This is a genomic window from Delftia sp. RIT313, assembly GCF_000632165.1.
In the GTDB taxonomy this organism is placed as follows: Bacteria; Pseudomonadota; Gammaproteobacteria; order Burkholderiales; family Burkholderiaceae_C; genus Comamonas; species Comamonas acidovorans.
In genome coordinates, this window is the sequence record NZ_JFYT01000033.1 from 91329 (window position 1) to 102500 (window position 11172).

Genomic DNA, 11172 nt, shown 5'->3' on the forward strand with positions numbered 1-11172 from the left:
GGGCTGTGAGTGGCGCAAGCGCCTTGGAGAACTGATATGCAAAAACGTACCCTGCTCACCGCCCTGGCTCTGGCTCCGCTGCTGGGGGCCTGCGGCTTTCGCCTGCGGGGGGTGCCGACCTTCGTGTTCCGCTCGCTCTACATCCAGGCGGGCCGGGGCTCTCCGGTAGCGCGGGAGCTGTCGCGCAATCTGGCCAGTGCCAGCGACAAGCTGACCGTGCTGCGCGATCCGGCATCGCCCGACGATGCCGAAGCGATCTTCCAGATCGTCAGCGAGCGGCAGGAGCGGGTCATCGTCGGCATGAACGCGCTGGGCCAGGTGCGCGAGTTGCAGCTGCGCCTGCGCGTGCGCTTCAAGCTGCGCACGCCCAATGGCGACGAGCCGATTCCCGAGACCGAAATCCTGCAGCAGCGCGATGTGACGTACAACGAAACCAACGCGCTGTCCAAGGAAGCCGAGGAAGCCATGCTCTACAAGGACATGCGCACCGACATCGTGCAGCAGTTGCTGCGCCGTCTGGCGGCCGTCAAGAGCCTGACCTGAGCCCCATGCAGCTTGCCCTGAACCAGCTTGGCGGCCATCTGGCCAAGGGCCTGCGCCCGCTTTATGTGCTGCACGGCGACGAGCCGCTGCAGCAGCAGGAGGCGGCCGACGCCATCCGCGCCGCGGCGCGCGCGGCCGGCTATACCGAGCGCAGCAGCTATACCGTGGCCGGCGCGCATTTCGACTGGAGCGCCGTGCTGGCGGCCGGTGGCTCGCTGTCGCTGTTCGCCGACCGGCAGATCGTCGAGATCCGCATTCCCTCGGGCAAGCCCGGCAAGGACGGCGGCGCCGCGCTGCAGCAGATCGCCGAGTCCGCGCGGGGCAACGACAGCACGCTCACCCTGGTCCTGCTGCCGCGCCTGGACAAGGCCACCAAGACGGGGGCCTGGTTCAGCGCGCTGGAGGCCCAGGGCATGACGCTGCAGATCGATCCCATTGAGCGCGCCCAGTTGCCGGCCTGGATTGCCCAGCGGCTGGCGGCCCAGGGCCAGCGCGTCGCACCCGGCGAGGAAGGGCAGCGCACGCTGCAGTTCTTTGCCGACCGCGTCGAAGGCAACCTGCTGGCCGCGCACCAGGAAATCCAGAAGCTGGCGCTGTTGCATCCCGAGGGTGAACTGAGCCAGGCCCAGGTCGAGCAGGCCGTGCTCAATGTGGCGCGCTACGACGTTTTCAAGCTGTCGGAGGCCGTGCTGGGCGGGCAGCTGGCGCGCGTCTCGCGCATGCTCGATGGCCTGCAGGCCGAGGGCACGGCCGAGGTGCTGGTGCACTGGACCCTGGCCGAGGACATCCGCGCCATCTGCCGCGTGAGGGACGCCATGGCCGCAGGCCAGCCCCTGCCGATGGCGCTGCGCGCCCAGCGCATCTGGGGCGTCAAGGAACGCTTGTTCGAGCGCCTGCTGCCGCGCATCACCGACGCCCAGGCCGCGCGCCTGCTGCAATCGGCCCACGCGGTGGACGGCATCGTCAAGGGCTTGGCCTTCGAAGGCTGGCCGCGCGACGGCTGGCAGGCCCTGCGCCGCCTGGCCGTGGACCTGGCCCAGGCCGGCGCCAAGGGCTGACGTACCGTTCCTAGCGCGTCTTTTCCAACTGCGCCTGGGCCTTGGTGGCCCAGGTCTCAAGGTTGTCCAGCAGGTCCTTCTGGCTGAAGGAGCAGCTTTCCTCGCTGAACAGCGCGCTGGACTCCAGTCGGTCCAGCAGATTGAGCAGCACTTCGCCGTAGCGCGGCGGCAGGGCCTGCAGCAACTCCGATGAGGCCCTGGCCTGCTGTCCGAGCACGGCGGCCGACAGCTGCTGCTGTGCCAGTTGGGCGAAGCCGGCGTGCAGCTGGGCGAGCTGCTGGGCGGCGAGAAGAGTGTCGTGGCTGGTGGACATGGCGGGAAACCTCTGCGTACTGGGCAGCAGTGTAGGGTGGCCGCGACATCCTGCCGGCCGCCGCAACGCGGGGTTTGCCCTCTGGCGGCCGTGCGCAGACGCATCGCAGCCGCATGTCGGCGCGGGGCATGCCCGGTCCCGGTGCGCAAATGGGCGCAACTCGGCGAGAATCTCGGAATGAACGCGCTCAATATCGTCGAATACACCCACAACCTGGGCGTTCAGGCCAAAGTGGCCTCCGCCCAGATGGCCCGAGCCTCGGCTGCCGTCAAAAGCCGCGCCCTGCTGGCGCTGGCGCGCCTGCTGCGGGAGAACGTGGAGCCGTTGCAGACCGACAACGCCCGTGACCTCGACCGCGCCGTGGCCAACGGCCTGTCCGCTCCCATGGTGGACCGCCTGCGCCTGACGCCCAAGGTGCTTGAAACCTGTGCCCAGGGCTGCGAACAGCTGGCATCCATGGCCGACGTGATCGGCGAGATCATCGGCATGAAGCAAATGCCCAGCGGCATCCGCGTGGGCCAGATGCGTGTGCCGATCGGCGTGTTCGGCATGATCTACGAGAGCCGCCCCAACGTGACCATCGAGGCGGCCAGCCTCAGCATCAAGAGCGGCAACGCCTGCATCCTGCGCGGCGGCTCCGAGGCCATCGACTCCAACAAGGCACTGGCCGCCCTCGTGGCCAGGGCGCTGGCCGAGGCCGGCCTGCCCGAGCACGGCGTGCAGCTGGTGCAGACCACGGACCGCGAGGCCGTGGGCCAGCTCATCGCCATGCCCGACTACGTGGACGTCATCATCCCGCGCGGCGGCAAGGGCCTGATCGAGCGCATCAGCCGCGAGGCCAAGGTGCCCGTCATCAAGCACCTGGACGGCAATTGCCACACCTATGTCGATGATCCCTGCGACATCGCCATGGCCGTCAAGGTGGCCGACAACGCCAAGACCAACAAGTACAGCCCCTGCAACGCCAGCGAGAGCCTGCTGGTGGCGCGCGGCGTGGCCGCCGAGTTCCTGCCGCAGATCGGTGCCATCTACACCGCCAAGGGGGTCGAGATGCGCGGCTGCCCCGAATCGCTGGCCATCCTGAAGTCCGTGGCCGGTGCCCAACTGGCCGAGGCCACCGAGCAGGACTGGAGCGAGGAATACCTGGCGCCCATCATCAGCGTCAAGATCGTCGCGGGTGTGGACGAAGCCATCGCCCACATCAACCGCTACTCCAGCCACCACACGGATGCCATCCTCACGCGCGACCACATGCATGCCCAGCGCTTTCTGCGCGAGGTGGACTCGGCCAGCGTCATGGTCAATGCCAGCACGCGCTTTGCCGATGGCTTCGAGTACGGCCTGGGCGCGGAAATCGGCATCAGCACCGACAAGTTCCATGCGCGCGGTCCTGTGGGCATCGAAGGTCTCACCTCGCTCAAATACGTGGTGCTGGGTGAAGGCGAAGTCCGCACCTGACCGGACCGTGCTGCGCGCCGGCAGGCACCCGGCCGGGACGCCCCGCGCCGGGATGCCCCGCGCCGGCACCGCAGCACCGCAATGAACCATGAAAATCATCATTCTTGGCGCCGGCCGTGTGGGCTACAGCGTGGCCGAAAGCCTGGTGTCCGAACGCAACGACATCACGGTGATCGACACCGATGCGCGCCGCCTGCGCGAGCTGGAATCGCGCTTCGACCTGCGCGGCGTCGTGGGCAACGGTATCGATCCCCAGGTGCTGGCCGAGGCCGGAGCCAAGGACACGGACCTGCTGATCGCCTGCGCCGCGCTCGACGAAACCAACCTGGTGTGCTGCAAGCTGGCCCAGGTGCTGTTCGAGATTCCCACCCGCATCGCGCGCGTGCGCTCCTCGGGCTTTGGCGATGACGAGACGCTGCTGGGCAAGGAAGGCTTCGGCGTGGACCGCATCATCTGCCCCGAGGAATCGCTGACCAACTACATCAGCAAGCTCATCGAGTTCCCCGAAGCCATGCAGGTGCGCGCCTTCGCGGGCGGACGCGCCGCGCTGGCCTCGGTGCGTGCGCGCGACGGCGCCCCCGCCGTCGGCAAGCACATCGGCGAGCTGCGCGACTGCATGCCCGAGCTGGCCATGCGCATCGTGGCCATCTACCGGCGTTTCCTGGAGGAGCCCGACCGCTTCGTGCGCTGCGACGGCAACACCCGCATCGAGCCCGGCGACGAAGTCTTCATCCTGGCCGCGCGCGAGCATGTGGCCGAGGTGCTGCGCGCCATCCACCAGCCCGCGGGCCGGCCTTCGCGCCCCGTCTACCGCATCATGATCGCCGGTGGCGACCAGGTCAGCCTGCGCCTGGCGCTGCAGCTGTCGCGCGTGCCGGGCCGCTTTCACATCAAGATCATCGAGCCCGACGAGCAGCGCTGCCAGGACCTGGCCTCGCTGCTGCCGGCCGAGGTGCTGGTGCTGCACGGCGATGCCACCGACGAGGACCTGCTGGCCGATGAAAGCGTGGAGGACGTGGACCTGTTCCTGGCCCTCACCGACGACGACGAGAACAACATCATGGCCAGCCTGCTGGGCAAGCGCATGGGCGCGCGGCGCGTGCTCTCGCTGATCACGCGGCGCGCCTATGCCGACCTGATGCACGGCACGCAGATCGACATTGCGCTGTCGCCGGCCCAGGCCATGCTCGGCGAGCTGCTGGCCTATGTGCGCCGCGGCGACGTGCAGGCCGTGCACAGCCTGCGCCGGGGCGTGGCCGAGGCGCTGGAGATCGTGGCGCGTGGCGACCGCAAGAGCTCGCGCGTGGTCGGCCGCAAGGTCGAGGACCTGCGCGTGCCCGAGGATGCGCACATCGGCCTCATCGTGCGCGGCATTCCTGAAGGCGTGCCGGCCGACGAGATCGCGGCCGGCGCCGAGCCCGAGGTCATCATCCCGCGCGGCAACACCGTGATCGAGAGCGGCGACCACGTGGTCTTCTTCCTGCCCCACAAGCGGCTGGTGCGGGACGTGGAAAACCTGTTCCGCGTCAGCGCCACCTTCTTCTGAGCCCATACCCATGCGCGACCTGTTCCCCGTCCTGCGCGTGCTTGGCATGCTCATGGTCATGTTCGCGCTGTCCATGCTGCTGCCCTTTGCCGTGTCCTGGTTTGCCGACGACGGCATCTGGCGCATCTACCCCTGGGCCATCGGCATCACGGCGGCGGCGGGGCTGTCGCTGTGGGTAGGCCTGGACCATTTCCGGCGCGAGCTGCAGCCGCGCCACGGCGTCATCCTCGTCACCCTGGTCTGGGTGGTGCTGCCGCTGTGCGCCATGCTGCCCCTGGTGCTGGGTCTGGGCCATGTGGGCCTGAGCATCAGCTTCACCCACGCCTATTTCGAGGCCGTCTCGGGCCTGACGACGACGGGCGCCACCGTGCTCACGGGGCTGGACGCATTGCCCGTGTCCATCAACGTCTGGCGCACCTTCCTGCAATGGCTGGGCGGCATGGGCATCCTGATCCTGGCCGTGGCCATCCTGCCGCTGCTGGGCGTGGGCGGTGCCCAGCTGTTCCGCGCCGAGGCCGCCGGCCCCATCAAGGACACCAAGCTGACGCCGCGCATGACCGAGACCGCCAAGGGCCTGTGGGGCGTCTACGGCGTGTTCTCGCTGGCCTGTGCGCTGGCCTTCTGGGCCGCGGGCATGGAGCCGCTGGATGCGCTGATGCACATGTTCGCCACGGTGAGCCTGGGCGGCCTGTCCTCGCATGACGCCAGCTTCGCCTACTTCGACTCGCCGCTGATCGAGCTGATCGCCCTGGTCTTCATGCTGCTGGCCAGCTGCAACTTCGCGCTGTACTTCGTGGCCATGCGCAAGGGCCGCTGGGACGGCTTCTGGCGCGACCCCGAAATGCGCGCCACGCTGGCCGTGCTGCTGGGCGGCGGGCTCATCGTCGCGCTGCTGCTGTGGGCCAAGGGCGTGTACGGGCCTGTCGAGGCGCTGCGCTACGGCATCTTCCACGTGGTCTCGGTGGCCACGACCACGGGCTTCACCACCGTCGACTACCTGAGCTGGCCCGTCTTCGCGCCCGTGCTCATGTTGCTGCTGTCGGGCGTGGCCACCAGCGCGGGCTCCACGGGTGGCGGCATCAAGATGGTGCGCATGCTCATCCTGCTCAAGCAGGCGCGGCGCGAGCTCACGCGGCTCGTGCACCCGCGCGCCATGCAGCCCGTGCGGCTGGGCAACGGCGTGGTGGACGACCGCATGATCTTCTCGGTGCTGGCCTTCATGCTGGTCTATGGCGCCACCGTGATCACGCTCAGCATGGTGCTGCTGCTCACCGACCTGGACCCGGTGACCGCCTTTTCCGCCGTGCTGGCCAGCGTGCACTGCATGGGGCCGGGCCTGGGCGCGCTGGGGCCGAGCTCCAACTATGCTGTGCTCACCGACTTCCAGACTTGGATCTGCACCCTGGCCATGCTGCTGGGGCGCCTGGAAATCCTCAGTTTCATGGCGCTGCTTTCCCCGGCTTTCTGGCGCCGATGATGCCGAAGAGACTAGGGAAAACACTTAGACCATGGTCCAATCTCTACAATTGCCCCCCACCGCCGTACCCAGAGGGTCTTTATGGTTCCACATCTCATCACGGCCCTGACAGGCCCGATCAACGAGCTTGAGCAGCGCATCCTCGACTCCATGCCGGCGATCGAGCGCTGGTTCCGGCTCGAATGGATGGAACACACGCCGCCTTTCTATTGCTCGGTGGACATCCGCAACGCCGGCTTCAAGCTCGCGCCCGTGGATACCAACCTGTTTCCTGGCGGCTGGAACAACCTGACCGACGAAATGCTGCCGCTGGCCGTGCAGGCGGCCATGGCGGCGATCGAGAAGATCTGCCCCGAAGCGCGCAACCTGCTCATCATTCCCGAGAACCACACGCGCAACACCCATTACCTGGCCAACGTGGTGCAGCTCAAGCGCATCTTCAACATGGCCGGTCTGAATGTGCGCATCGGCTCCATCAGCCCCGATGTGAAGAAGACCACCACCGTCACCCTGCCGCATGGCGACACGGTGACGCTGGAGCCGGTGATCCGCAGCAAGCGCCGCATCGGCCTCAAGGATTTCGATCCCTGCACCATCTTGCTCAACAACGACCTGTCCTCCGGCGTGCCGGGCATCGTCGAGGAGCTGTACGAGCAATACCTGCTGCCGCCCCTGCATGCAGGCTGGAGCGTGCGCCGCAAGAGCCGTCATTTCCAGAGCTACGAGGAAGTGGCCAAGCGCTTCGGCAAGCTGCTGGGCATCGATCCCTGGCTGATCAACCCGCTGTTCGGGCGCAGCGAAGGCATCGACTTCGCCAATGGCGTGGGCATGGAAGGCCTGGCCGAGCAGGTCGATGTGCTGCTGGCCAAGGTGCGCCGCAAGTACAAGGAATACGGCATCAAGGAAAAGCCGTTTGCCATCGTCAAGGCCGACAACGGCACCTATGGCATGGGCGTGATGACCGTGCGCGACGCCAAGGAACTGGCTGAGCTGCCGCGCAAGAGCCGCAACAAGATGGGCATGATCAAGGACGGCCAGACCGTGCACGACGTGATCATCCAGGAGGGCGTGCTCACCCAGGAGCGCATGAACAACGCCGTGGCCGAGCCCGTGGTCTACATGATGGACCGTTACGTGGTCGGCGGCTTCTACCGCATGCACCCCGAGCGCGATGTGGACGAAAACCTCAACGCGCCCGGTGCCGGCTTCGTGCCGCTGGCCTTCCAGCACAGCACCCAGCTGCCCCAGATCGGCGCCCGCCCGGGTGCCAGCATGCCCAATCGCTTCTACATGTACGGCGTGGTGGCCCGGGTCGCCATGCTGGCGGCCAGCTATGAGCTGGAGGCGACCAACCCCAACGCGGAAATCTACGACTGATCGGGGTGCTGTCCGATGCGCTCGTCATCAGGACAGCGGACAATGCCGGCATTTCAATTGACTGAAGCCATCTCCCCACGGGATGGCGCATAGACCTGTGCAGAAAACCAAATCTTCGTTGGCCGCGCTCACCCTGGGCGCCATCGGCGTGGTCTATGGCGATATCGGCACCAGCGTGCTGTATTCGGTCAAGGAGGTGTTCGGCTCCGGCCATGTGCCGTTCACCCAGGAGAACATCTACGGCGTCCTGTCGCTGCTGTTCTGGACGCTGACGGTCATCGTCTCGCTCAAATACGTGGTCCTGGTGCTGCGCGCCGACAACAACGGCGAAGGCGGCCTGGTCGCCATGCTGGCCCTGGCCTCGCAGACCGTCAAGGACAAGCCGCGCCTGCGCAGCGTGCTGCTGCTCATCGGCATCTTCGGCACCTCGCTGTTCTATGGCGACGGCGTGATCACGCCAGCCATCTCCGTGCTTTCGGCCGTCGAGGGCCTGGAGGTGGTGTCCCCGCACTTCACCAAGGCGGTGATCCCGCTGACCCTGGTCATACTGTTCCTGCTGTTCTGGTTCCAGAAACACGGCACGGCAGGGATAGGGCGCTTTTTCGGCCCCATCACCCTGGTCTGGTTCGCCACCATCGCCGCGCTGGGCATACACCAGATCGCCGGCCATCCGGAAATCCTGGCGGCCATCAGCCCGCACTTCGCGGTGCGCTTCATCTGGGACAACCCTGGCACAAGCTTCATCATCCTGGGCGCCGTCGTGCTGTGCGTGACCGGGGCGGAGGCGCTCTACGCCGACCTGGGCCACTTCGGCAAGAAGCCCATTCGCCTGGCCTGGTTCTCCGTGGCCATGCCTGCCCTCACGCTCAATTACTTCGGCCAGGGTGCGCTGCTGCTGGCCAACCCGGCCGCCGTGAAGAATCCCTTCTACATGATGGCCCCGGCCTGGGCCCTGCTGCCCCTGGTGCTGATGGCCACCATGGCCACGGTCATCGCTTCGCAGGCCCTGATCACGGGCGCCTTCAGCGTCACGCGCCAGGTCATACAGCTGGGCTATCTGCCGCGCCTGGAAGTGCGCCACACCAGCGTGCGCGAGGCCGGCCAGATCTATATGCCCCTGGTCAACTGGAGCCTGTTCGTGGCCATCGCGCTGGCCGTGGTGCTGTTCCGCTCCAGCGGCAACCTGGCGGCCGCCTACGGCATTGCGGTCACGCTGGACATGCTGATCACCACCACGCTGACCTTCTTCGTGATCCGCTACCGCTGGAACTACCCGCTGGCCCTGTGCATTGCCGCCACCGGCTTTTTCTTCCTGGTGGACCTGGCCTTCTTCTCGTCCAACCTGCTCAAGCTGTTCGATGGCGGCTGGTTCCCGCTGCTGATCGGCGGCACGGTGTTCTCGCTGATGATGACCTGGCGCAAGGGCCGCGAGCTGCTGCACCAAAAGCTGCAGGCCGATGCCATCGACCTCAAGAGCTTCCTCGAATCGGTCTGGCGCCATCCCCCGGCGCGGGTGCCGGGCACGGCCGTCTTCCTGTCCGGCGAGCCTGGCACCGTGCCCAACGCCCTGCTGCACAACCTCAAGCACAACAAGGTGCTGCACAGCCAGAACATCTTCGTCACGGTGCGCAACCACGAAATTCCCTGGGTGGGCCTGGACAAGCGTACCGAGATCGAGGCCCTGGGCAGCGACTGCTGGCAGGTCATCATCAACTACGGCTTCAAGAACGAACCCGACGTGCCGGCGGCGCTGTCTCTGCTACGCCCCCGGGGCTGCCAGCTCGACGCCATGGAGACCAGCTACTTCCTGTCGCGCGATGTCATCATCCCGCGCATCAGCCACCGCATGGCGCCCTGGCGCGAAAAGCTGTTCGCCCAGATGCACCGCAACGCCAGCCGTGTCTCCGACTTCCTGCACCTGCCCAGCAACTCCGTGGTGGAACTGGGCTCCAAGATCGAGCTGTAGGCGTCGCCCGCGCATCGCACGATCCGCGACTGTGGTGACAGAATCGCGCGATGCGCTTTCTCCGTGACTTGAGTCCCTCCGCCTTTGCGGCCGGCTTCGTGGCCGTGCTCGTGGGCTTCACCAGCTCGGTGGCCCTGGTCTTCCAGGCCGCCCAGGCCTTCCATGCCACGCCCGAGCAGATCACCTCCTGGGTCTGGGCGCTGGGGCTGGGCATGGGCCTGTGCTCCTTGCTACCCTCGCTGATACTGCGCATGCCCGTCATGGTCGCCTGGTCCACGCCAGGCGCTGCCGTGCTGGCCACCGCAGGGCTTGCCGGAGGCTTTTCCATGGGCGAGGCCGTCGGCGCCTTCATCATCAGCGCGGGGCTGATCATCCTGGTGGGTGCCACAGGCTGGTTCGAGCGCGTCATGAACCGCATCCCCATGGAAATCGCTGCCGCCCTCCTGGCGGGCGTACTGGCCAACTTCGGCATGCAGGCCTTTGCCGCCGCCAGGCACGCGCTGCCCCTGGTGCTGGTCATGCTGCTGACCTATCTGCTGTCGCGCCGCCTGGCGCCGCGCTATGCGGTCATCGCCACGCTGGCGGTCTCCATCGCCTGGGTGGCGCTCACCGGCCAGATGCAATGGTCTGCCGTGCATGCAGGCCTTGCCTGGCCGGTCTTCACCATGCCCGAGTTCTCCGTGCCCGCCCTGGTGAGCCTGGCCTTGCCCCTGTTCGTCGTCACCATGGCCTCGCAGAACCTGCCCGGCGTGGCCGTCATCCGCGCCACGGGCTACAACCTGCCCATCTCCCGCATCATCAGCATGACCGGCATCGCCACCCTGGTGCTGGCCCCCTTTGGCGGATATGCGCTCAACCTCAGCGCCATCACCGCCGCCATCTGCATGGGGCCGGAGGCCCATGAGGACAAATCACGCCGCTATACGGCGGCGGCCGTCTGCGGCCTCTTCTATATAGTCATCGGCATCTTCGGCGCCGTGGTCACCGGGCTGCTCACCGCCTTCCCCAGGGAACTGGTGGTCTGCATTGCGGGGTTGGCCCTGCTGGGCTCCATCGGAAGCGGCCTGGCCACGGCCCTGCAGGGAGAGGAGCACCGGGAGGCGGCGCTGATCACCTTCCTGGTCACGCTCAGCGGCGTGGTGATAGCCGGAGTCGGCTCGGCGTTTTGGGGCGTGGTCGCAGGCAGCCTGGCGCTATTTGTGCAACATTACCGACGTGCACGGGCCAGCTGACATGCGGCCCAGGCCCGGGCACCCCCTTTTGCTTCCTATATATAGGCGAGGCACGGGCCGCCGCCTTCCGCACACAAGCCATGCAAATCCTCTTCGTTGCCGATCCGCTCGAATCGTTCCAGACCTACAAGGACACCACCTTCGCCATGATGAGGGAGGCACAGCGGCGCGGCCACTCCATCGTGGCCTGTGAACCCAGGCA

10 protein-coding genes (1 of these 10 cut by a window edge) are annotated in these 11172 nt (G+C 66.9%); 9 read left to right on the forward strand and 1 reads right to left on the reverse strand.

Features of this window, described 5'->3' with window-relative positions:
* Nucleotides 1-36 precede the first annotated feature (36 nt).
* Together BW39_RS07045 and holA are read left to right on the forward strand one after the other, a co-directional pair.
* A complete protein-coding gene (locus tag BW39_RS07045; RefSeq protein ID WP_012207799.1) occupies nt 37-543 on the forward strand; it encodes an LPS-assembly lipoprotein LptE in 507 nt (168 codons plus the stop codon).
* A gap of 5 nt (nt 544-548) precedes the next feature.
* Nucleotides 549-1601: a DNA polymerase III subunit delta gene (gene holA / locus BW39_RS07050; protein ID WP_012207798.1), complete on the forward strand. Its 1053-nt coding sequence runs from the start codon at nt 549-551 to the stop codon at nt 1599-1601.
* A gap of 10 nt (nt 1602-1611) precedes the next feature.
* Here holA and BW39_RS07055 read toward each other — a convergent pair whose 3' ends face one another.
* Entirely contained in the window at nt 1612-1914 is a 303-nt protein-coding gene (locus tag BW39_RS07055) for a hypothetical protein (RefSeq protein WP_013804767.1), read from the reverse strand.
* Between the two features lie 177 nt (nt 1915-2091).
* Between BW39_RS07055 and BW39_RS07060 the strand changes: the two genes are divergently transcribed.
* The 7 genes from BW39_RS07060 to gshB form a co-directional block, all read left to right on the forward strand.
* Nucleotides 2092-3372: a glutamate-5-semialdehyde dehydrogenase gene (locus BW39_RS07060; protein WP_043820721.1), complete on the forward strand. Its 1281-nt coding sequence runs from the start codon at nt 2092-2094 to the stop codon at nt 3370-3372.
* An 88-nt stretch (nt 3373-3460) separates the two neighbouring features.
* A complete protein-coding gene (trkA, locus tag BW39_RS07065) occupies nt 3461-4918 on the forward strand; it encodes a Trk system potassium transporter TrkA (protein WP_012207796.1) in 1458 nt (485 codons plus the stop codon).
* A gap of 10 nt (nt 4919-4928) precedes the next feature.
* Nucleotides 4929-6395: a TrkH family potassium uptake protein gene (locus BW39_RS07070; protein WP_013804766.1), complete on the forward strand. Its 1467-nt coding sequence runs from the start codon at nt 4929-4931 to the stop codon at nt 6393-6395.
* A gap of 81 nt (nt 6396-6476) precedes the next feature.
* A complete protein-coding gene (gene gshA, locus BW39_RS07075) occupies nt 6477-7772 on the forward strand; it encodes a glutamate--cysteine ligase (protein WP_012207794.1) in 1296 nt (431 codons plus the stop codon).
* A gap of 97 nt (nt 7773-7869) precedes the next feature.
* Nucleotides 7870-9738: a potassium transporter Kup gene (locus BW39_RS07080; RefSeq protein ID WP_034397428.1), complete on the forward strand. Its 1869-nt coding sequence runs from the start codon at nt 7870-7872 to the stop codon at nt 9736-9738.
* Between the two features lie 50 nt (nt 9739-9788).
* Complete coding sequence (locus BW39_RS07085) at nt 9789-10970, forward strand: benzoate/H(+) symporter BenE family transporter (protein WP_013804763.1); 1182 nt, start codon at nt 9789-9791, stop codon at nt 10968-10970.
* Between the two features lie 80 nt (nt 10971-11050).
* Nucleotides 11051-11172 carry the 5' end (the start) of a glutathione synthase gene (gshB, locus tag BW39_RS07090; RefSeq protein WP_012207791.1) on the forward strand. Its footprint extends 829 nt past the window's final position, so only the first 122 of its 951 coding nucleotides appear in the window; the start codon lies at nt 11051-11053; its stop codon lies beyond the right edge, outside the window.

Excerpts from the sequence above, each read along its gene's own strand:
- trkA (WP_012207796.1), top strand. The coding sequence starts at position 3,461 with ATGAAAATCATCATTCTTGGCGCCGGCCGTGTGGGCTACAGCGTGGCC.
- BW39_RS07060 (WP_043820721.1), top strand. The coding sequence starts at position 2,092 with ATGAACGCGCTCAATATCGTCGAATACACCCACAACCTGGGCGTTCAG.
- BW39_RS07085 (WP_013804763.1), top strand. The coding sequence starts at position 9,789 with ATGCGCTTTCTCCGTGACTTGAGTCCCTCCGCCTTTGCGGCCGGCTTC.
- gshA (WP_012207794.1), top strand. The coding sequence starts at position 6,477 with ATGGTTCCACATCTCATCACGGCCCTGACAGGCCCGATCAACGAGCTT.
- BW39_RS07045 (WP_012207799.1), top strand. The coding sequence starts at position 37 with ATGCAAAAACGTACCCTGCTCACCGCCCTGGCTCTGGCTCCGCTGCTG.
- BW39_RS07070 (WP_013804766.1), top strand. The coding sequence starts at position 4,929 with ATGCGCGACCTGTTCCCCGTCCTGCGCGTGCTTGGCATGCTCATGGTC.
- BW39_RS07055 (WP_013804767.1), bottom strand. The coding sequence starts at position 1,914 with ATGTCCACCAGCCACGACACTCTTCTCGCCGCCCAGCAGCTCGCCCAG.
- holA (WP_012207798.1), top strand. The coding sequence starts at position 549 with ATGCAGCTTGCCCTGAACCAGCTTGGCGGCCATCTGGCCAAGGGCCTG.